Below are 21,195 nucleotides of genomic sequence, written 5' to 3'. Positions count from 1 at the left end.
CCGCGGCGATGCCCGGCCCGATCAGCCGGCCTCCTTCGGGCGCGTCCGAGGGAACGCCCGCGGGGGCGTCGGCGGGGCCGCCGGGAAGGGTCCCGGACGGGGGCCGGGCCACCTCGGGATCGTCCTCGGGGTCGTCGGCGAGCGGGTCGCCGGTCTCCGGCGGCGCGGCCGGCGCCGTCGTCAGCGGGATCAGGATGAGCAGCAGCAGGCCGCCGAGCCGCAGAATGTCGGCGGGGTCGTCGGCGGGCGCGCCGCCGCGCAGCCGCACCACGGTGGTCACGATGTCGGCGGCGGCGAAGGCGACCAGCGCGCCGTACGCCGTCCACGCCGTGCGTCGGTGGCCCCGGGACGAGCCCAGCACGAACGGCAGCGCCCCGCACACCACCACGATGTCGATCAGCGGGTACAGCAGTTCCAGCAGGAACTCCGACGGGGTCTCCCCCGACCGGTGGTAGAGCCCGCTGAACTGCGCCACCCACCCCAGCACGAACAGCGCGCCCGCGCACACGTAGGTGTCGGCCGCGTACCGGACCCAGGTGTAGGCGTCCCGGGGCAGCCGGATCGGCACGATCAGCCCGGTCACCAGCGCGCCCACCGCGCCCAGGTAGAACAGGTCGGTCACCGACAGCGACAGGGCGCTGCGGCTCGACACGGTGGACGCCAGCGCGCCGCCGAACGCCGCGACGCACCACGACGCGGCCGCGATGCCGAACCACCGCCACGACGCCCGCCACACCGACGGCGCGGACGGCCCGTCCGGCACCCCGTCCGGGTCGGCGGCGCCGGCCGGCGGCGCGGGCACCGCACCGGGGACGCCGGTGACGGCGCCCTCGGCGGACGGGCGCCGGGACGCGGCCAGCAGCGCCACCGCGGCGATCAGCGCGGCGGCCGCCTCACCCCAGGAGATGAGGGCCGTGCCGCCCCAGCCCAGCAGCGAGCCGATGGCGTAGAGCACACCGGCGATCGCGACCACGCCGACCGGCAGCGCCCGCGGCGGGATCCGCCGCGGCGACCACCTGGCCCTCTCGCCGCTCATCGCGCCGTGTCCCCTCCTGCCCTTCCCCCGGCGCCGCCGTCGCCACGACCGCGCCGCGTCGCGCCCGGGGGTTCCTCGTCATCGATTCGTTGATTCGTTGATGTGGTCGATCCATCGGCCGGTCGGCCGCCGATCCGCACCGGTCACCCGGCCAACGCCGGCGCGCGGACGATCGTGCCCCGCGCGGGGTGGGCGCCGGGATCGCGGCGGGCGCATCGGCTGCGCCGACTGTAGGTCAGCGACGTTGCTGCGGTGCGGGATCACCGTGTCGCTCACTGTACGTTCCGTAGGTCACGGAGCGATTGAGGCTGGGCGTCCACCCGGAGACGAACGGCCTTGTCGGGCGTTCGCGCTCCGGCGTGTCGGCCCCGAACGTCACCTCTGCCGGAACCGGCCCGCGAACACCCTCCGTGGTCGCCGGTGGGGCAACTTGGCCGGACTCGGCCGTTTATGTACGGGTACGAGGCGGGCGCGGACGGCCGTTCACGGGAACACCGGGGCGTGCCGTTGTGCGGCACCGCCCGCGGCGTCGTGCTCATTATGGCGGCGGCTCCCGTGAGCGCCCCGTAAAAGCTCGCGCGCCACGCACGGGCGGAACGAGATCGCCGCCACATCCGTAGTAGAAGGTAAGTGACGGAGAGGCGATCCATGAGACAGCACTCGATCACCGTGGCCGCCGTGGCGGTCTCCGGCGTCCTGCTGGCGGGCGCGTGCTCGTCCGGTGGCGGTGGAGGCGGCGACGGCCAGGCGCGCACCCCCGCCCCCATCACCACCACCCAGGGCGGCGGCGCCACCGCCGGAGCGGCCCGGCTCGGCGAGCCGCGCGTGCTGGCCACCGGCCTGGAGGTCCCGTGGGCGGTGACCTTCCTCCCCGGCGGCGACGCCCTGGTCACCGAGCGCGACAGGGGCGACCTGCTCAGGGTCACTCCGGGGGGCAAGGTCACGGAGGTCGGCAAGGTGCCCGGGGTCGAGGCCGAGGGCGAGGGCGGCCTGCTGGGCGTGGCCGTCTCACCGTCGTTCGACCGCGACTGGTACGTCTACCTCTACTTCACCGCCGCCGGCGACAACCGGGTCGTCCGCTACCGCTACGACGACCGCCTCGGAAGCCCGCAGCCGATCGTGACGGGCATCCCCAAGGGCAGCAACCACAACGGCGGGCGCATCGCCTTCGGCCCCGACGGCATGCTCTACATCGGCACCGGCGAGATCTACCGGACCGAGCTCGCCCAGAACCGCGACTCCCTCGGCGGGAAGATCCTGCGCGTCACCCCCGACGGCAGGCCCGCACCGGGCAACCCCTACGGCACCAGGATCTGGACGTACGGCCACCGCAACGTGCAGGGCCTGGCCTGGGACGACGCCAAGCGCATGTACGCCACCGAGTTCGGCCAGGACCGCTTCGACGAGATCAACCGGATCGAGCGAGGCGCCAACTACGGCTGGCCCCGTGTGGAGGGCGTCGGCGGGCAGCGGCAGTACACCGACCCGCTGCTGACCTGGTCGACCGCCGAGGCGTCGCCGTCCGGGCTCGCCTACGCGGGCGGCTCGCTGTGGGCCGCCGCGCTGCGCGGCGAACGGCTGTGGCAGGTGCCGCTGGACGGCAACGGCAACGTGGGCCGTCCCATCGCCCACTACCAGGGCCGGTACGGCCGCCTCCGCGCCGCCGTGGCGTCCCCCGACGGCCGCTCGCTGTGGGTCACCACCAGCAACCGCGACGGCCGCGGCGACCCGCGCCAGGGCGACGACACGATCCTCGTCATCCCCGTGCAGCGCTGAGCGCCGCCGGTCAGCCGGAGGATGCCTGCTTGACGCCCTGCCCGCACGCCTCCAGGTACGCGGGCTTCCCGGCCGGGAACCTCCCGCCGTCCTTCTCGGCCTTCTGGTAGGCGTTCTCGCAGAAGTTCGCCGGGACGTTCCCGCCCGCCTGGCGGGCGGCGCGCGCCATCGCGTCCGCCAGCGACTGGCGGCCGTACTTGGTGCCCTTGGCGTCGACCAGCACGACCTGGAGGGCGGGCGGCGGGGGCGGCGGGGCCGGGGCGCCACCGGGCGCCGCGGGCGCTCCCGGAGCGGACGGGGCTCCCGGGGCGGACGGCGCTCCCGAGGTGGCCGCGCCCTGCCCCGGCGAGGCGGGCGCGGAGGAGGAGGCGGACGCGGACGGCGGCGCGGCCTTCTCGCCGTCGTCGCCGCCGCACGCGGCCGTCCCGAACGCGAGGATCCCCAGTGACGCGGCGGCCATCAGCGTGGTGATGTTCTTGTTCAACGTTCCCTGCTTCGTCCCGGCGGGCACGATCAGTGACGGACGATATCGCACCGCCCATCCCGGCCGCGCGCCCATTATCGGGACGATCGGGGCGCCCCGGAGATACCCGCAGGTCGCTCCCGGCACGGACGGTTCCGGCCGGTCGCCCGCCGCGGGACCGTCCCGGAAAGGGGCGCCCCGAACGGGTGGATCAGGACGCCCCGAGACGCTCCAGGATCAGCTGCCGGGCCCGGCCCGCGTCGGCCTGCCCGCGGGTGGCCTTCATCACCGGGCCGATCAGCGCGCCCACCGCGTTGACCTTCCCGCCGCGGACCTTCTCGGCCACGTCCGGGTTGTCGGCGATCACCTGGTCGACGATCGCGGTCAGCGCGCCGTCGTCGCTGACCACCTTCAGCCCGCGGGCGGCGACCACCTCGTCGGGCCCGCCCTCGCCGTCCAGGACGCCGGTGAAGACCTGGCGGGCCAGCTTGTCGTTCAGCTCGCCGGCCGCGACCATCTCCTGGATCCGCGCCACCTGCGCCGGGGTGATCGGCAGGTCGGCCAGCTCCGCGCCCTGCTCGGTGGCGCGCCGCGACAGCTCGTTCATCCACCACTTGCGGGCCGCGGCGGCGTCGGCGCCCGCGCCGATCGTCTCCTCGATCAGGTCGAGCGCCCCGGCGTTGACGACGTCGCGCAGCTCCAGGTCGGACAGGCCCCACTCCTTCTGCACCCGCGCGCGGCGGGCGGCGGGCGGCTCGGGCAGCGTCGCGCGCAGCTCCTCCACCCACTCCCGGGACGGCGCCATCGGCACCAGGTCGGGCTCGGGGAAGTAGCGGTAGTCCTGCGCCTCCTCCTTGCTCCGCCCGCTGGTGGTGGCGCCGGTCTCCTCGTGGAAGTGCCGGGTCTCCTGGACCACCCGGCCGCCGGACTCCAGCACCCCGGCCTGCCGCTCGATCTCCGACCGCACCGACCGCTCGACCGAGCGCAGCGAGTTGACGTTCTTGGTCTCGGTGCGGGTGCCCCACGCGGAGGCGCCGCGCGGCATCAGCGACACGTTGACGTCGCAGCGCATCGAGCCCTGCTCCATCCGCACGTCCGACACGCCCAGCGAGCGCACCAGCTCGCGCAGCTCGGTCGCGTACGCGCGCGCCACCAGCGGCGCCCGGTCACCGGTCGCGGGGATCGGCTTGGTGACGATCTCCACCAGCGGGATCCCGGCCCGGTTGTAGTCGACCAGCGAGTACTCGGCCCCGTGGATGCGGCCCGTGGCGCCGCCCACGTGCAGGGACTTGCCGGTGTCCTCCTCCATGTGGACGCGCTCGATCTCGATCCGGTACGTCTCGCCCTCGACCTCGACCTCGAGGTGGCCGTCCACGCACAGCGGCTCGTCGTACTGGGAGATCTGGAAGTTCTTCGGCATGTCCGGATAGAAGTAGTTCTTCCGGGCGAACCTGCACCAGTCCACGATCTCGCAGTTCAGCGCCAGACCGATCTTGATGATGCCCTCGATCGCGGCCCGGTTGGTCACCGGCAGCGCCCCGGGCAGGCCCAGGCACACCGGGCAGACCTGGGTGTTGGGCTCGGCGCCGAACACGGTGCGGCAGCCGCAGAACATCTTGGTCTCGGTGCCCAGCTCGATGTGGGTCTCGATGCCCAGCACCGGCTCGTACTTCGCCAGCGCCTCGTCGTACTTCATCACCGTCGGCGTGCTCACTTGCCGGCCTCCGCGAGTTCGGGGGCCTTGGCCAGCAGCGGGCCGCCCCAGCGGTCTTCCAGGGCCCGCTCGACGGCGGCGCCGACCCGGTACACCCGGTCGTCGCCCAGCACGGGGGCCATGATCTGCAACCCGACCGGCAGCCCGTCGCCGGACAGCCCGCACGGCACGGAGATGGCCGCGTTGCCCGCCAGGTTGGCCGGGATCGTGCACAGGTCGGCGAGGTACATCGCCATCGGGTCGTCGGCGCGCTCCCCGATCGCGAACGCGGTCGTCGGCGTGGTCGGCGAGATCAGCACGTCCACCTGCCCGAACGCGGCGTCGAAGTCGCGCTGGATCAGCGTGCGGACCTGCTGCGCCTTGCCGTAGTAGGCGTCGTAGTAGCCCGAGGACAGCGCGTAGGTGCCCAGCATGATCCGCCGCTTGACCTCGGGACCGAAGCCCTCGGCCCGGGTGAGCGCCATGACCTCCTCGGCGCTGCGGGTGCCGTCGTCGCCGACCCGCAGCCCGTACCGCATGGCGTCGAACCGCGCCAGGTTGGACGAGCACTCCGAGGGCGCGATCAGGTAGTAGGCGGGCAGCGCGTAGGTGAAGTTGGGGCAGGACACCTCGACGACCTTGGCGCCCAGCGACTCCAGCAGCTCGACCGTCTCGTCGAAGCGGGCCAGCACGCCCGGCTGGTAGCCGTCGCCGGCGAACTCCTTCACCACGCCCACGGTGAGCCCGGTCACGTCGGCGCGGCGGGCGGCCTCCACGACCGGCGGCACCGGCTCGTCGATCGAGGTGGCGTCCATCCGGTCGTGGCCCGAGAACGCCTCGTGCAGCAGCGCCGCGTCCAGCACGGTGCGCGCGAACGGGCCCGGCGTGTCCAGCGACGACGCGAACGCGATCACGCCGTACCGGGACGACCCGCCGTAGGTCGGCTTGGCGCCCACGATCCCGGTCACCGCGGCCGGCTGGCGGATCGAGCCGCCGGTGTCGGTGCCGGTGGCCAGCGGCGCCTGGTACGCGGCGACCGCCGCCGAGGACCCGCCGGACGACCCGCCCGGGATCCGCTCCAGGTCCCACGGGTTGCGGGTCGTCTGGTAGGCGCTGTTCTCGGTGGAGGAGCCCATCGCGAACTCGTCCATGTTGGTCTTGCCGAGGATGACCAGCCCGGCCTCGCGCAGCCGCGCGGTCACGGTCGAGTCGTACGGCGGCCGCCACCCCTGCAGGATCTTCGACCCGGCGGTGGTGGGCATGTCGGTGGTGGTGAACACGTCCTTGTGCGCGATCGGCACCCCGGCCAGCGGCCCGAGCTCCTCCCCCGCGGCGCGCCGCTCGTCGATCGCGCGCGCCTGGGCGAGCACGGCCTCCTCGTCGACGTGCAGGAACGCGCCGACGGCGCCGTCGACGGCGGCCACCCGGTCCAGGTGCGCCCGCGCCACCTCGGCCGCGGACGCCTGCCCGGAGGCCATCAGCTCCGCCAGCTCCGCGGCGGTCCGCCTGACCAGATCGCTGGCTGTGCTCCCCGGTCGCCTCCGGGGCGCCTCCTGGCGACGCCTTCCCTCCTCGCTCGTTCCTCGCTCGTCAGTCCAGGCGCCGCCGCGCCCCTCCGGCTCCCTCGTCTCCGCCATGCTCAGGCCTCCTCGTCCAGGATCCGGGGTACGCGGAAGCGCTGCTCCTCGGCCTTCGGAGCGCCCGAGAGGGCCTGCTCCGGGGTCAGCGAGGGCCGGACCTCGTCGGCCCGGTACACGTTGGTCAGCGGCAGCGCGTGCGAGGAGGGCGGGATGTCCTCCGCGGCAACCTCCTGCACCCGCGCGACCGCGGAGATGATCTGGTCGAGCTGCGCGGCGAGATGGTCGAGCTCATCGTCGGCCAGCGCCAGCCGGGACAGCCGAGCGAGGTGCGCCACCTCGTCACGGGTGATGGCGGACATGTGACAACCGTTCCTGCGATCGATGAAGTTAGCTGCCATCCTATGGGCCGCACCCCCACGACCCGACCGGATTTACCCCCGGCCGCCCGCCGCGCGCGGCGCCCGCCCGGGACCGCCGGGCGGTGGCGGGCACCCACGGCGGGTCGCGGGAGCCGCCCGGAACCCGGCGGGACGATCGTCCGGCACCGTCCGCGGCGGCGACGATCCACACCGCCCGAGCCGCTTCCGATCACCGCGAATACGCGGGCGCCCCGGCGCCGGAGAATTCGATCGGGCCGGCAATTGCGCCGCGCGGCCGATGAGCGCCGTACCCGAATAACGTTTTCGGCTGGGCGGCTCAGCGGGAAGGGCCGGGCTGCTGGGGCGGGCCCGCCTGCGGGCCGCCTTGCTGGGGCTGGCCGCCGTACGCGCCGTAGGGCGGGGTCGCGGGCTGGGAGTAGGGCTGGGCCTGGGGCTGCGCTTGGGGCTGGGCCGCCTGGGGAGGAGCGCCGGGCGGGACGAAGCGTGCGACCTTCGGGGCGGGCGGGGTCATGCCGTTGAGCGCGCCGGCCGCGATCATCGCGCTGGCGATGGCGAGCAGCCCGCAGACCAGGGCCCCCTTGGCGCTGGTCTCGGAGTCGCTCTCGATGTACTGGGTCGCGGTGGCACCCATCAGCAGCGTTCCAAGAAGGAAAACGCCGAAGATTATCCCACGTGCCGCATTATTCATGGACGAATCGTAGCGTTCCCACCCCTTCCCTCGGCCGATCTCTGACCGGGCCTCCGACTTTCACTCTCCGCCGGGTCAGGGCGATCGTTTCATCACTCCCATTCCGGACATCCGCCGGGCGACAGGTTTCAAGCGGATATGTCGGGAAGGTTGGGCGGGTACGGCAGGGACGAGAGGAGTGGCACCGTGACCATCGGAGGCGGACTCGCACTGATCATCATCGGGGCGATCCTGACGTACGCGGTGGAGTTCGAGGTCAGCGGGGTCGACATCCGGGTGGTCGGGATCATCCCCATGGTCGGCGGGCTGGCCGGGCTGATCCTGGGGATCGTCCGGTTCGCGAGCGCGCGCCGCCGGCCGCCGGCCGTCCGCGAGGAGCACTACTACGAGGACGTCGAGCCCGAGTACCGGCGCCGCTACTGACGGCGTCAGGCCGCCGGTTCGGGCGCGCGCTGCGTGCGGCGGCGCAGCCAGTCGGTGGCGGTGGCGGCGTCCATGGGACGGCCGAAGTGCCAGCCCTGGGCGGCGTCGCAGCCCATCTCGCGCACCGCCGCGGCGGTCTGCGGATCCTCCACGCCCTCGGCGACCGAGCGCAGGCCCAGGGTGCGGGCCAGGTCGATGACGGACCGCACGATCACCGCGTCGTCGGCGGAGGCGGTGATCCGGGACACGAACGAGGCGTCGATCTTGATCTCCTCGACCGGCATCCGCTTGAGCCGGACCAGCGAGGAGTAGCCGGTGCCGAAGTCGTCCAGGCTGAGCGGGATGCCCAGCGCGGCCAGCGCCGTCACCGTGTCGGAGGCGTAGGCCTGCTCGTTCATCAGGATCTTCTCGGTGATCTCCAGCTGCAGCGACGCCGCGGGCAGGCCCCGGCGCAGCAGGCCCTCCTCGATGGTCTCGGTGAGACCGGTGTCGAGCAGGTCGCGGCCGGAGGCGTTCACCGCGACCTGGACGGTGAGGTCCTCCCGCCACCACGCGGCCGCCTGCGCCAGCGCGGACTCCACCACGTACTGGGTGATCGAGCGCATCAGGTAGGTCTGCTCGGCGATCGGCAGGAAGTGCTCCGGCTCCAGCAGGCCCTTGTCGGGGTGCCGCCAGCGCAGCAGCGCCTCCATGCCCACCAGCTGGCCGTCGTGCAGCGCGACCTTGGGCTGGTAGAACAGCTCCAGCTCGCCGCGGTCGACGGCGCGGCGCAGGTCGCCGAGCATCGTCAGCCGGGCCGGGGAGTTGCGGTCCTTGGACGGCGAGTAGACCTCGACACCGGTGCGCCTCCCCTTGGCCTCGTACATCGCGACGTCGGCGCGCTGGAGCAGCAGCTCGAAGTCGGGGGCGTGGTCGGGGAACAGCGCGATCCCGACGCTGGCCTCCAGGTCGAACGACATGCCGTCCAGGCGCACCGGCTCGCTGAGCGCGGCCCGCAGCCGGGCGGCGACCTCGCGGGCCGCGGCCGCGTCGCGGACGGTGGGCAGCAGCACCGCGAACTCGTCGCCGCCGAGCCGGGCCACCAGGTCGCCGGGGCGGACGCTGTGAGTGAGCCGGTGCGCGACCAGCTGCAGGAGGCGGTCGCCGGTCGGGTGCCCGAGGGTGTCGTTGACCTCCTTGAACCGGTCGAGGTCGAGGAGGAAGAGCCCGGTGCGGCGGCCGGGCTCGCCGGCGCCCTTGAGCCGCGGGGCGGCGCCCGCGCCGGGCTGCCTGGAGGCCCCTGACCGGTTCGCCGCCGCCGCGGCGGCAGCGGCGGCGCGGGCCCGCGCGCCGCGCGCCTCGGCCAGCGCCTCCTCCGTGCGGACGATCAGCAGCTTGCGGTTGGGCAGCCCGGTCAGGCCGTCGTGCAGCGCCTGGTGCTCGCGCCGCACCGACACCGAGGCGTTCAGGTACACCGCGATGAACGGCAGCACGATCAGCGGGACGAACGCGGCCGAGCGGTCCATCGCGACGACCATCAGCGGCGCCAGCCCGAGCAGGGCCAGGTGCACCAGCACCTGGTAGCCGAGGTCCCAGCGCAGCGCCTTCACCAGCGACACCCGCTCGTGCAGCGCGATCGCGGTGCCGACCAGGGTGTCGTTGCAGACGAAGTAGACGGCGCCGGCCAGCGCGATCGCGGGCAGGTCCTGGCCTTCGGGCACCCACAGGGAGGTCGGGGTGGCGCGCACCCCGAACAGCATGAGGACGAGCTGGGCGGCGCCCAGGCTGAGGGTGTACTGCGCGACGTTGAACGCGATGCGGTGCGGGCTGCGGCCCCGCAGGATGCCGCAGGTGGCGGCGGCGACGGCCTGGAGCAGCGCGGCGATGGGCAGCCCCGCGTACAGCAGCGCCGCGAACGAGAACGTCGTGGAGGTCGTGGCGCCGTTGTTCTCGGTGGAGCCGGGCGTGATGATCGGCCGCAGCTCGCCGAACACGATGAAGCAGCCCAGGATCCAGAAGAGCGGATTGCCCAGGAGGGCGTCGACGTCGGCGCCCGACAGCCCGGCGAGCGCGACGACACACGCGGCGCCGCCCGCCAGGACGGCGACCACGAAGTAGATCCACAGCGGGGAGCCCCGGCGCGGCATCGTGTTCCGCGTGTTGTTCGGGTCCTTCATCACATCCTCGGGGGGAGTACGAGGGCCGACCCCCGGCCCGGGGCCCGCGGCCGCCGGCGGTGCTGGAGGGCGCTCCCCTGTGTTACGACCGGAGGTTCTGCTGGGTCGTGATGACAGGGAGGGTACGACCTTTGCTCAACTTCGCGAAACCGATTGGGTACGTTCCGTTATGCCCATTCTGCACTAGGACACCGCCGGTGGGTAGTCGTACTGTACCGTTGGGTAACACCAACCTGGTTATCCGTGCAACGACCACGGCCCGGTCATGCGTCCCCGCTCTGGGTCACGTTTTTGGCCGCTTCCGGCCCCTCGGCCAGCAGCACGCGGAATCCGTCCTCGTCCAGCACCGGCACACCGAGCTTGACGGCCTTGTCGTATTTGGACCCGGGTTTGTCGCCCGCGACCACGAAGCCCGTCTTCTTCGACACCGACCCGCTGACCTTGCCGCCCAGCGCCTGCACCGCCTCGGTGGCCGAGTCCCGGCTGTACTCCTGCATCGACCCGGTGATCACCACCGTGACGCCCTCCAGCGGGCGCGGGCCCGCCGCGCCCTCCTCCTCCATCCGGACGCCCGCCTCGGCCCACTTGCGCACGATCTCCCGGTGCCAGTCGACCTCGAACCAGCTCTTGATCGACCGCGCGATGGTGGGCCCGACCCCGTCCACCGCGGCCAGCTCCTCCTCGGACGCCTCCCGGATCGCGTCCATCGAGCGCATCTCCCGGGCCAGGTCGCGGGCCGCCGACGGGCCGACATGCCGGATCGACAGCGCCACCAGCACCCGCCACAGCGGCTGCTCCTTGGCCTTCTCCAGCTCCTCGAAGAGGATCTCGACGATCTTCTTCGGCTCGCCCTCCTTGTTGGCGAAGAACGTCACGACCTTCGGCTCGCCGGTCTTCTCGTCGACCTTCGGCAGGCCGGTGCGGCGGTCGCGCACCACCGTCCTGATCGGCAGCAGCCGCTCCACCGTCAGGCCGAACAGGTCGCCCTCGTTCTTCACCGGCGGATCGGCGGGCTCCAGCGGCTGGGTCAGCGCGGTCGCCGCGACGTAGCCCAGCGCGTCGATGTCGAGCCGCTCCCGCTCGGCCGCGAAGAACACCCGCTCGCGCAGCTGCGCCGGGCAGTACCGGGCGTTGGGGCAGCGGATGTCGGCGTCGCCCTCCTTCTCGTACGCCAGCTCGGTGCCGCACTCGGGGCAGTGCGAGGGCATCGTGAACTCGCGCTCGGAGCCGTCGCGCAGCCCGGGCACCGGCGCCACGATCTCGGGGATCACGTCGCCCGCCTTGCGCAGCACCACCATGTCGCCGATCAGCACGCCCTTGCGCTTGACCTCGCCCGCGTTGTGGAGCGTGGCGTACTCCACCGTGGTCTGGGCGACCCTGACCGGCTCCATCACCCCGTACGGGGTGACCCGCCCGGTACGGCCCACGCCGACCTTGATGTCCAGCAGCCGGGTGTTGACCTCCTCCGGCGGGTACTTCCACGCGATCGCCCAGCGCGGCGCCCGCGAGGTGGACCCCAGCCGCCGCTGCAGCGGGAACTGGTCGACCTTGACGACCACGCCGTCGATCTCGTACGCGGTGCCGTGCCGGTGCTCGCCGTAGTACTCGATGTACTCGCGGACGGCGTCCATGGTCTCGACGACCCGGTAGCGGTCGCTGACCGGCAGGCCCCACCCGCCCATCACCTCGTACGCCTCGGCCTGGCTGTCGGGCCGCACCCCGCCCTGCCAGCGCCCGAACCCGTGGATCAGCATGTCCAGCGGCCGCCGCGCGGTGACCCGCGGGTCCTTCTGCCGCAGCGACCCGGCGGCGGCGTTGCGCGGGTTGGCGAACGGCTCCTTGCCCGCCTCCGCCTGCACCTCGTTGACCTGCTGGAACCCCTCGACCGTCAGGAAGACCTCGCCGCGCACCTCCAGCACCGCCGGCCAGCCCTCGCCCGCCAGCCGGGACGGCACCGAGGCGATGGTGCGGACGTTGTGGGTGACGTCCTCCCCGGTCTGGCCGTCGCCGCGGGTGACGGCCCGCACCAGCCGGCCGTCCTCGTACACCAGCGCGATCGCCAGCCCGTCGATCTTCGGCTCGCACAGGTAGGCGGCGATCCGGCCCGCCTCCCGCACCACCCGGTCGTCCCAGGCCAGCAGCTCGTCGGTGTTCATCGCGTTGTCGAGGCTCTGCATCCGCTCCAGATGCCCGACGGTCGCGAAGTCGGTGGTGATCGGCGCGCCGACCCTCTGGGTCGGCGAGTCGGGGGTGACCAGCTCCGGGTGCTCCTCCTCCAGCGCCCGCAGCTCGCGCATCCGCCGGTCGTAGGCGGCGTCGCTCAGCGTCGGGGCGTCGAGCACGTAGTACCGGTAGTTGGCCTCGTCGATCTCCTGGCTCAGCTCCCGATGGCGCTGAGCGGCCTCCATGGGCACACCCTGGCTCGCGGTCATGCCCCCATTCTGGCCGGTGCCCCGGACAGTTTGGCCACCCGCCGCGCCCCGTCCGACGTGCGCGGATACCGGACGGAACGCGCCGCGCCGCCTACTCGGCGGCCTCGTACAGCATCCGGGCGGCGTCGCGGCAGCGCTTCAGCGCCGCCCGCGCGTACCGCGGCGAGGCGCCCGCCAGACCGCACGCCGGTGTGATCACGACCTGCTCGGCCAGCCGCGGCGCGGGGAACCCCAGCCGCCGCCACAGCTCCCGCACGGGCGCGGCGGTGGCCTCCAGGGACGGCAGCGCCGCGTCCACGCCCGGGACCGCGCCGAGGAACAGCGCGACCCCGGCGTCGATCGTCTCCCCCACCGCGTCGTCGTCCTTCCGCGGGACCATGGTGAGATCGACCGAGATCGCCTTCGCCCCGGCGCCCCGCAGCAGGGCGTAAGGGACCTGGCGCGCACAGCAGTGCACGACGGGGAACGCCTCGCCGTCCACGGCCTCGATCACCTGGCGCAGCCCGTGCTCGGCCAGCGGCGGCTCCACCGCGCGCAGCCGCGAGAACCCGCTGGCGGTCGGCACCCGTCCGGCCAGCGCCGCGGGCAGCCCCGGCTCGTCGATCTGGAGCAGGATCCGGGCGTGCGGGAGCCGCCGCCGCACGTCCGCGACGTGCCGGGCCACGCCCTCGGCCAGCGACTCGGTCAGGTCGCGGACCGCGCCCGGGTCGCGGAGCGCGCGGTCGCCGTGCCGCAGCTCGATCCCGGCCGCCAGCGTCCAGGGCCCGCACACCTGGATCTTGAACGGGCCGTCGTGCCCTTCCGCGACCTCCTCCAGCAGGTCCAGATCGCGCGCCAGATGGTCGTGGCTGCGCCGGGTGTCGCGGCCCGGACGGTCGGAGAACCGCCACCCGGACGGCTCCACGTGCACGGCCAGGTCGACCAGCAGCCCGGCGGTGCGGCCGATCATGTCGGCGCCCGGACCGCGCGCGGGCAGCTCGGGCAGGTGCGGCAGCTCGGGCACCTCGCCCAGCACGGTCCGCAGCGCCTCGGCGGCGTCCCCGCCGGGGTAGGAGCCCACCCCGGTGGCCGTCCCCGGGCCCCAGGGGTAGGGCCGGTCCTCGTCGTTCACGGCGTCGGTGGTCATAGCAGCCCGGCCAGCTCGTCGAGTTCGCGGAGGGTGCCGTCCTCCGGCAGGGTCTTCAGGTTGAACAGGGCCTGGTCGGCGCCGGCCGCCTCCAGCTCCGCCACGACCGCGGCCTCGGCCGGGACGCCGAACACCGTCACCGGCACCCGCCGCCCGGCCCGCTCCCGCAGCTCGGCGATCTGGACGGCCAGGTCGCCCGCGCCCCGGCCGTAGATCGGCATCCAGCCGTCGCCGAACTCCAGCACCCGGTCGAACGTCGTCGGGCCCGCGCCGCCGACCAGCACCGGCGGGTGCGGGTCCTGGACGGGCTTGGGGTAGAGGTGCACCGGGTCGAAGTCGACGAACTCGCCGTGGAACTCCGCCTCCTCCTGCGTCCACAGCGTCTTGATCGCCCGCACCCGCTCGGCGAGCAGCCGCATCCGGGTGCGCGGGTCGGTGCCGTGGTTGCGCATCTCCTCGCGGTTCCAGCCCGCGCCCACGCCCAGCACCGCCCGTCCGCCCGACACCAGGTCGAGGGAGGCGATCTCCTTGGCCAGGACGATCGGGTCGCGCTGCACGACCAGCGCGATGCCGGTGCCGACCTCCAGCCGCTCGGTCGCCACCGCCGCGGCGGTCAGCGTCACGAGCGGGTCGAGGGTCCGGTAGTACCAGCGCGGCAGGTCGGCGCCGCCCGGCCACCGGGACTCCCGCTTCACCGGGATGTGGGTGTGCTCGGCGACGTAGAGGGACCCGAAGCCGCGTTCCTCCAGGGCGCGGCCCAGCTCGGCCGGGCCGATCCCCTCGTCCGTCACGAAGGTGGAGACACCGAACCTCACGAATCCTCACCTCACGAATCTGCTCGGCCGCGTACCCGGCCTGTACTCGATCGACTTCAGGCGCCCGCGTGCCCGGGAGCGGCGCACGGGGAAGGGCGCCTAGGGAAGATAGCGGCTCCCGGCCCTCACGCGGGGAGGCGGGCCGCCTCGGCGATGGTGGCCGAGGCCAGCACGCGGTCCCCCGCGTACAGCACCGCCGCCTGGCCCGGGGCCACCCCGCGCGCGGGACGGGCCAGCCGGATCCGCAGCAGGCCGTCCCGCGGCTCGGCGACGCAGTCGTGGACCTCGCCGTGCGCCCGCAGCTGCACCTGGCAGCCGAACGCCCCGGCGGGCTCCTCCGACAGCCACACCGGCCGCTCGCCCACGATCTCGTGGACGTCCAGCGCCTCCCGCGGCCCCACGGTGACGGTGTTGGTCACCGGGGAGATGTCGAGCACGTAGCGGGGCCGGCCGTCGGGCGCGGGACGCCCGATGCGCAGGCCCTTGCGCTGCCCCACGGTGTAGGCGTAGGCGCCCTCGTGCTCGCCGACCTCGTTGCCGTCGACGTCCACGATCGGGCCGGGGGCCGTGCCGAGCCGGTCGGCCAGGAACCCCTTGGTGTCGCCGTCGGCGATGAAGCAGATGTCGTGGCTGTCGGGCTTGTCGGCCACCTGCAGGCCGCGCCGCTCCGCCTCGGCCCGGATGCCGGCCTTGGTGGTGTCGCCCAGCGGGAACATCGCGTGCGCGAGCTGCTCGGGCGTGCACACCGCCAGCACGTACGACTGGTCCTTGCCCGCGTCGACGCCGCGGCGCAGCACGCCGCCCTCGCCGAGGCGGGCGTAGTGGCCGGTGCAGACCGCGTCGAAGCCCAGCGCCAGCGCCCGGTCCAGCAGCGCCGCGAACTTGATCTTCTCGTTGCAGCGCAGGCACGGGTTGGGGGTGCGGCCCGCGGCGTACTCGTCGACGAAGTCCTCCACCACGTCGCGGTGGAAGCGTTCGGCGAGATCCCATACGTAGAACGGGATGCCGATCACGTCGGCGGCGCGGCGGGCGTCCCGGGAGTCCTCCAGGGTGCAGCAGCCCCGGGCGCCCGTCCGGTAGGACTGCGGGTTGCTGGACAGCGCCATGTGGACGCCGGTCACCTCGTGACCGGCCTCGGCGGCGCGGGCGGCGGCCACGGCGGAGTCGACGCCGCCCGACATGGCGGCGAGTACGCGCAAAGTCATAACGCTCCCAGACTAAGCGCTGCCGGGCCCTGTCGCTGCGGCCCGATCACCGGGTTTGCGCGTACGATGAGCCCGCTATGGGAATCTTCCGCCGTCCCCGCGAGACGTCCGCCGCCACACCCGCCTCGATCAGCGAGTTCTGGGAGTGGTGGGCGCGAGCGCGCCCGGAGATCGAGAAGTCGATCAACGCCTCCGCCCACGCCCTCGCCGTCGACGAATCGCCCGGCGAATCCGGCGAATCCGGTGACGCGGGTGACGACGGGGACGCCGGCGGCGAGGGGCTGCCGGCCGCCATCGTGGAGGACCTCTCGCACCGGGTGCACAAGATCCACCCCGAGCTGCAGTGGGAGATCGGCGGCGGTGACGACGACGCCCCCACCCTGACCGTCACCGGGGCGGGCGACCCCGAGCTGCGCGGCCTGGCCGAGCGCTGGCACCGCGCGGCGCCCCGGGGCGCCGCGGCCGGCGGCTGGCGGTTCTTCCCGGCGCGGCAGGCCGACCTGGAGATGCTGGAGCACAAGCTCGTCCTGGGCGACCACGAGTTCGACCTCGACTACGTGAAGCTGGGCATGCGCGCCGACGCGGGCCGCGCCCGGGTGCACATCTCCGCCTACCACCCCGACTTCCTGTTCGTGTCGGAGGAGCAGCGGATGCAGGTGGCCGCGCACGTCCTCGACTGGTCCATGGGCGAGGACGACGTGGCCCGCTGGATCGGCGAGATCACGATCGCGACCGAGGCGCCGGTGGACGCGCTGCCGCCGTCGATGCTGCCCGCCGTGGTCGAGCAGATCGCCGAGCCGTTCGAGGAGCCGACCTGGCTGACCGGCGAGAGCCGCACCCCGCGCGGCCACCCGGCCCGGCTGGGCGCGCGGTTCCCGCTGCACCGCCAGGACTACCCGCTGTGCGACCTGCACGTGGCGATCACGGTGCCGTACGCGCACAGCAACCCCGACCGGCTGCCGGTGGAGCCCTCCGCCGGGGCGCTGCGCAAGTTCGAGAAGAAGCTCACCTCGCTGGGCGACCGGGCGGTGCTGGCGGTACGGGAGACCGGCGACGGGCTGCGGGTGTTCCACCTGTACGCCGACCCCGACTCCGGAGTGATCGCCGAGCTGGACCAGATGGCGGCGGGCTGGCCCGAGGGCAAGGCCAAGGTCGCCTCCACCAGCGACCCGGGCTGGCGGGCGCTCGCCCCCTACAAGCCCTAGCCCTCCAGGCCCTCTAGGAGAGGCCGGCGCGGCGGGCGCGTTCGACGACGGGGCCGATGGCCTCGGCCAGCGCCTTGACGTCGTCCTCGGTCGAGGTGTGGCCGAGGGTGAAGCGCAGGGAGCCGCGGGCGCGGGCCGGGTCGGCGCCCATGGCCAGCAGCACGTGGCTGGGCTGGGACACCCCGGCCGAGCAGGCGGAGCCGGTGGAGCAGGCGATGCCGCGCGCGTCCAGCAGCATCAGCAGCGCGTCGCCCTCGCAGCCGGGGAAGGAGAAGTGCGCGTTCCCCGGCAGCCTCCCGGCGGGGTCGCCGTTCAGGACGGCGTCGGGGACGGCCTCCAGCACGGCCTCGATCAGCCGGTCGCGCAGCCCGGACAGCCGCCGCGCCTCGGCGTCCCGCCGTCCGGCCGCGATCTGGACGGCGGCGGCGAGGCCCGCGATGGCCGGGGTGTCGAGCGTCCCGGAGCGCACGTCGCGCTCCTGGCCGCCGCCGTGCAGCAGCGGCACCGGGTCGACGCCCTTGCCGAGCAGCAGCGCGCCCACGCCGAGCGGCCCGCCGAGCTTGTGCCCGCTGAGGGTGAGCGCCTGCGCGCCGCTGTGGTGCAGCCCGACCGGGAGGTGCCCGGCGGCCTGGACGGCGTCGGTGTGGAAGGGGACGCCGTGCTCGCGGGCGACGGCGGCCAGCTCGTCCACCGGCTGGACGGTGCCGACCTCGTTGTTGGCCCACATCACCGTGACCAACGCCACATCGGGAGCGATCAGCTCGCGCAGCGCCTCCGGCAGGACGCGGCCGCTGCCGTCCACCGGGATCCAGTCGACGCGGGCGCCCTCGTGGTCGGCCAGCCACTGCACCGTGTCGAGGACGGCGTGGTGCTCGACGGCCCCGGCCAGCACGCGGGTGCGGGACGGGTCGGCGGCGCGGCGGGCCCAGTACAGGCCCTTGATCGCGAGGTTGTCGGCCTCGGTGCCGCCGGAGGTGAAGACGACCTCGCTGGGCCGGGCGCCGAAGGTCTCCGCGATGACCTCCCGGGACTCCTCCACCACCCGGCGGGCCCGGCGGCCCGCGACGTGCAGCGAGGACGGGTTGCCCACGCGGCCCAGCTCGGCCGTCATCGCCGCGACGGCCTCGGGCAGCATCGGGGTGGTCGCCGCATGGTCGAGGTAGGTCACCACCCGCCCAACACTAGCCGCGCCCGGATCCTTCCCCGAGACCGGCCGCTGCCCGGCGTGCGGGCGGTTGCGGAGGTCGTGGTGATCACGCGCAGGACGTCCGGTTTGTCCACTGAACCGTCCAGCCGGTACAGTAGCCTCGCCATGAAGAAGAACGCCCTCCTCGACGCCGCCGAGGCCCTGCTGTCCGAGCAGGGCACGCAGGCGCTGACGCTCACCGCGGTCGCCGACCGCGCCGGCGTCAGCAAGGGCGGGCTGCTCTACCACTTCCCGTCCAAGGAGGCCCTGGTCAAGGGCCTGGTCGCGCGGGTGATCGAGGAGTTCGACGCGCTGGTCGCCGCGCACGACGACGGCGGCCCCGGCTCCTACGCGCGGGCGTACGTGGAGGCGACGTTCGAGATCCTCACCGGGGAGGCCCGCGCCTACCGGCGCTGGTCGGCGATCACGGCGGCCGCCGCCGATCCCGAGCTGGCCGCCCCGCTCAACGAGGCGATGGCGCGCTGGCACGGGGCGCCTCCCCCCGGCGACCCCGACCCGGTGGCGGCGATGATCGTGCGGCTGGCGGCCGAGGGCCTGTGGGAAGTGATCAGCCACTCGCCGGAGTCGTACGACGCCGAGCGGCTCGGCGCGCTGAAACGGCGCCTGCTCGACCTGACCCGGCCATGACGGCCCGCCGACGACGCTTCGCCCGCTTCCCCGCGGGCTGACCGCCCCGATCGACCTTCCTCCGCCGGCCCCGGCGGCGCCTTGCCGAGGCCGGCCGTTCCATGGCGTCCTCCCCCCGAGCACAGTAAGAGGTGAACCGATGCTGTCCCGCGCCCGTCTGGGCACGTTCCTGACCTTCGCCCTGGCAGGACTGCTCACTGGAGTGTGGGTGGCCCGCATGCCCGCGCTGGCCGGCAAGTTCGGGACCACCGAGAGCGAGATCGGCATCGTCGTGCTCGTCTGGGGGCTCGGCGCGATCGCCGCGATGCAGGGGCTGCGGGCGGTGATGGCCCGCGCCGGCAGCCGCACCGTCCTGCGCGTCGCGCTGCCGCTCACCGCGGTCGCCTACCTGCTGGTCGCGCTGGCCCCGACCTACGGGCTGCTGCTGGCCGCGGTGGCGGTGTTCGGCATGACCTTCGGGATCACCGACATCGCGATGAACGCCCAGGGCAGCGTGGTCGAGCAGGCCCACCGGCGGCCGATCATGAGCGGCATGCACGCCGGCTGGTGCGCGGGCGCGATGAGCGGCGGCCTGTTCGGCGTCGCCACCGCCGCGGCGGGCCTGGGCTTCACCGCGACCGTGCTGGCCGCCGCGCTGCTGTCGCTGCCCGCCGGGCTGGCGCTGGGCCGCACCTACCTGGCCGACCCGCCCGCCCCCGCCGCGTCCGGAGACGGGCGCCGCGCCGCCCGGATGCCGCTCGCCGTCTACCTGATCGGCGCGCTGGCGTTCATCGCTTTCATGACCGAGGGCTCCATCGCCGACTGGAGCGGGCTGCTCCTGCACGACGAGCTCGGCGCCACCCAGGCGGTGGCGGCGCTGGGCTACCCGGTGTTCGAGCTGGCCATGCTGTTCGGGCGGCTTGCCGGCGACCGGATCCGGACGCGGATCGGCACCCGGCGCCTGCTGGTGGGCGCCGGGATCGGCACCGCGCTGGGCATGACCGTGGTCGTGCTGGCGCCGGGCGCGCCAGTGGCGATCGCCGGGTTCTTCGTGACCGGGCTGGTGGTCTGCCTCGTCGTCCCGACCACGATCTCGCTGGCCGGGACGGCCGTGCCGGACCGTCCGGCCGCCGCGGTCGCGCAGGTCGGCGCGATGGGCTACGGCGGGCTGCTGCTCGGCCCGGTGGTGGTCGGGTTCCTGGCGGACGCGACCTCGCTGCGCGTGGGCGTGGGCGTGACGGTCGTGCTGGCGCTGCTGATCGCGTTCGGGGCCCGGTACGTGCCGCTCGCCGGGGCGGTCGAGTCGGCCCCGCACGCCTCCGGGGCCGGGTCCGGCCGCGGCGCGGCCGGGGCCGAGCCGGAGCCCGAGCCGGAGCCGCTGGCCGCCTGAACCGGGCGCCGGGGATCCGGAGATCCTGTATAACCCCTTCTGGGTTGATCACAGCACGGAGGGTGGCGCTCCATGGGCGGCGAGTGGCGGGTCCCGGGGTACAGCGAGCTGAAGGTCCTCGGCGAGGGCGCGCAGGGGCGGGTCGTGCTGGCCCGGCACGACGGCACCGGCGCGCCCGCCGCGATCAAGTACCTGGCGCCCCGGCTGCGCGACGACGCGGGCTTCCGGGCGCGTTTCCGGGACGAGGCCGATCTGCTGCGGCGGGTCCGCCACCCCTGCATCGCCCGGCTGTACGGACTGGTGGAGCGGCCCCAGGGCGCGGCGATCGTCATGGAGGCGGTGGACGGCGCGTCCCTCAAGGCGGTGCTGGCCGAGCGGGCGCCGCTCGCGCCCGAGGCCGCGCTGGCGGTGCTCAAGGGCTCGCTGCTGGGCCTGGGCGCGGCGCACGAGCTGGGCGTCGTCCACCGCGACTACAAGCCCGCCAACGTGATCGTGCGCGGCGACGGGCTGAGCAAGCTGATCGACTTCGGGATCGCGGTGGACGCGGGCGAGGCGGGCCGCTCGGGGACGCCGGTCTACATGGCCCCCGAGCAGTGGCGTGCCGAGCCCGCCTCTCCGGCCACCGACGTGTACGCGGCGACCTGCGTGTTCTTCGAGTGCGTCACAGGACGGCGTCCGTTCGCCGCCGGGGAGCCGGGCGCGCTCATGCACCGGCACCTGAACGTCCCGGTCCCGGTGGAGGAGGTGCCCGAGCCGCTGCGCCCGCTCGTCGCGCAAGGCATGGCCAAGGATCCGTGGGAGCGGCCCGCGGGCGCGGTCGCCTTCGTCGCCGAGTTGGAGCGCGTGGCGTCGGCGGCGTACGGGGCCGGGTGGGAGCGGCAGGGGCTGCGCGCCCTGGCGGGCGCCGCGGCGGCGGTGGCGATGCTGTTCCCGCTGGCCGCGCTGGGCCTGGCTCCGTCGGGCGCGAGCGTGGCCGCGGCGGGCGCCGCCGGCGTGAGCGGTGCGGGCACGGCC

General features: G+C 74.1%; 17 protein-coding genes and 1 pseudogene. 6 read left to right on the top strand and 12 right to left on the bottom strand.

Annotated features, from left to right (window positions below):
* Positions 1-1,036: pseudogene (locus ACFPZN_RS52375) on the bottom strand (hypothetical protein); the annotation flags it as partial.
* Positions 1,037-1,684: 648 nt separating this feature from the next.
* Between ACFPZN_RS52375 and ACFPZN_RS52370 the strand changes: the two are divergent.
* A complete protein-coding gene (locus ACFPZN_RS52370) occupies positions 1,685-2,812 on the top strand; it encodes a PQQ-dependent sugar dehydrogenase (protein WP_378292179.1) in 1,128 nt (375 codons plus the stop codon).
* A gap of 10 nt (positions 2,813-2,822) precedes the next feature.
* Here the strand turns inward: ACFPZN_RS52370 and ACFPZN_RS52365 are convergent, their stop codons facing one another.
* The 5 genes from ACFPZN_RS52365 to ACFPZN_RS52345 form a co-directional block, all read right to left on the bottom strand.
* On the bottom strand, positions 2,823-3,323 hold the full coding sequence (locus ACFPZN_RS52365) for a hypothetical protein (protein ID WP_378292177.1): 501 nt from the start codon (positions 3,321-3,323) through the stop codon (positions 2,823-2,825).
* A 163-nt stretch (positions 3,324-3,486) separates the two neighbouring features.
* On the bottom strand, positions 3,487-4,971 hold the full coding sequence (gene gatB, locus ACFPZN_RS52360; protein ID WP_378292185.1) for an Asp-tRNA(Asn)/Glu-tRNA(Gln) amidotransferase subunit GatB: 1,485 nt from the start codon (positions 4,969-4,971) through the stop codon (positions 3,487-3,489).
* Positions 4,972-4,985: 14 nt separating this feature from the next.
* Positions 4,986-6,446, bottom strand: a complete 1,461-nt coding sequence (gene gatA, locus ACFPZN_RS52355) for an Asp-tRNA(Asn)/Glu-tRNA(Gln) amidotransferase subunit GatA (RefSeq protein ID WP_378292183.1) — start codon at positions 6,444-6,446, stop codon at positions 4,986-4,988.
* A 161-nt stretch (positions 6,447-6,607) separates the two neighbouring features.
* On the bottom strand, positions 6,608-6,907 hold the full coding sequence (gatC, locus tag ACFPZN_RS52350; RefSeq protein ID WP_378292175.1) for an Asp-tRNA(Asn)/Glu-tRNA(Gln) amidotransferase subunit GatC: 300 nt from the start codon (positions 6,905-6,907) through the stop codon (positions 6,608-6,610).
* Between the two features lie 337 nt (positions 6,908-7,244).
* Positions 7,245-7,559 carry a hypothetical protein gene (locus tag ACFPZN_RS52345; protein WP_378292172.1) on the bottom strand — a complete coding sequence of 105 codons (315 nt, stop codon included), beginning with the start codon at positions 7,557-7,559 and terminating at the stop codon, positions 7,245-7,247.
* Between the two features lie 243 nt (positions 7,560-7,802).
* Between ACFPZN_RS52345 and ACFPZN_RS52340 the strand changes: the two genes are divergently transcribed.
* Complete coding sequence (locus tag ACFPZN_RS52340) at positions 7,803-8,039, top strand: DUF6458 family protein (protein ID WP_378292170.1); 237 nt, start codon at positions 7,803-7,805, stop codon at positions 8,037-8,039.
* 5 nt (positions 8,040-8,044) lie between these two features.
* Here the strand turns inward: ACFPZN_RS52340 and ACFPZN_RS52335 are convergent, their stop codons facing one another.
* The 5 genes from ACFPZN_RS52335 to mnmA form a co-directional block, all read right to left on the bottom strand.
* Positions 8,045-10,195, bottom strand: a complete 2,151-nt coding sequence (locus ACFPZN_RS52335) for a putative bifunctional diguanylate cyclase/phosphodiesterase (RefSeq protein ID WP_378292168.1) — start codon at positions 10,193-10,195, stop codon at positions 8,045-8,047.
* Positions 10,196-10,458: 263 nt separating this feature from the next.
* Complete coding sequence (gene ligA / locus ACFPZN_RS52330) at positions 10,459-12,627, bottom strand: NAD-dependent DNA ligase LigA (protein ID WP_378292166.1); 2,169 nt, start codon at positions 12,625-12,627, stop codon at positions 10,459-10,461.
* Positions 12,628-12,718: 91 nt separating this feature from the next.
* Entirely contained in the window at positions 12,719-13,753 is a 1,035-nt protein-coding gene (locus ACFPZN_RS52325) for a methionine synthase (protein WP_378292164.1), read from the bottom strand.
* Positions 13,750-14,568, bottom strand: coding sequence for an LLM class F420-dependent oxidoreductase (locus ACFPZN_RS52320; protein ID WP_378292162.1), 819 nt, complete (start codon positions 14,566-14,568; stop codon positions 13,750-13,752). The genes ACFPZN_RS52325 and ACFPZN_RS52320 overlap by 4 nt, the downstream gene beginning before the upstream one ends.
* Before the next feature lie 125 nt (positions 14,569-14,693).
* The gene (gene mnmA, locus ACFPZN_RS52315) at positions 14,694-15,773 is read right to left on the bottom strand and encodes a tRNA 2-thiouridine(34) synthase MnmA (RefSeq protein ID WP_378292159.1); all 1,080 of its coding nucleotides are present in this window, start codon (positions 15,771-15,773) and stop codon (positions 14,694-14,696) included.
* 77 nt (positions 15,774-15,850) lie between these two features.
* Between mnmA and ACFPZN_RS52310 the strand changes: the two genes are divergently transcribed.
* Positions 15,851-16,978 carry a DUF695 domain-containing protein gene (locus ACFPZN_RS52310; RefSeq protein ID WP_378292157.1) on the top strand — a complete coding sequence of 376 codons (1,128 nt, stop codon included), beginning with the start codon at positions 15,851-15,853 and terminating at the stop codon, positions 16,976-16,978.
* Between the two features lie 13 nt (positions 16,979-16,991).
* Here ACFPZN_RS52310 and ACFPZN_RS52305 read toward each other — a convergent pair whose 3' ends face one another.
* Positions 16,992-18,146: a cysteine desulfurase family protein gene (locus tag ACFPZN_RS52305; RefSeq protein WP_378292181.1), complete on the bottom strand. Its 1,155-nt coding sequence runs from the start codon at positions 18,144-18,146 to the stop codon at positions 16,992-16,994.
* A 144-nt stretch (positions 18,147-18,290) separates the two neighbouring features.
* Between ACFPZN_RS52305 and ACFPZN_RS52300 the strand changes: the two genes are divergently transcribed.
* The 3 genes from ACFPZN_RS52300 to ACFPZN_RS52290 form a co-directional block, all read left to right on the top strand.
* Complete coding sequence (locus tag ACFPZN_RS52300) at positions 18,291-18,812, top strand: TetR/AcrR family transcriptional regulator (protein ID WP_378292155.1); 522 nt, start codon at positions 18,291-18,293, stop codon at positions 18,810-18,812.
* 139 nt (positions 18,813-18,951) lie between these two features.
* On the top strand, positions 18,952-20,181 hold the full coding sequence (locus ACFPZN_RS52295; protein WP_378292153.1) for an MFS transporter: 1,230 nt from the start codon (positions 18,952-18,954) through the stop codon (positions 20,179-20,181).
* 72 nt (positions 20,182-20,253) lie between these two features.
* Positions 20,254-21,195: serine/threonine-protein kinase (locus ACFPZN_RS52290; RefSeq protein ID WP_378292151.1), on the top strand; the 942-nt coding region annotated here is incomplete at its 3' end.

It is taken from the genome of Actinomadura rugatobispora (genome assembly GCF_042656285.1).
GTDB lineage: Bacteria > Actinomycetota > Actinomycetes > Streptosporangiales > Streptosporangiaceae > Spirillospora > Spirillospora rugatobispora.
This window is presented reverse-complemented; position numbering and strand designations above follow the sequence as displayed.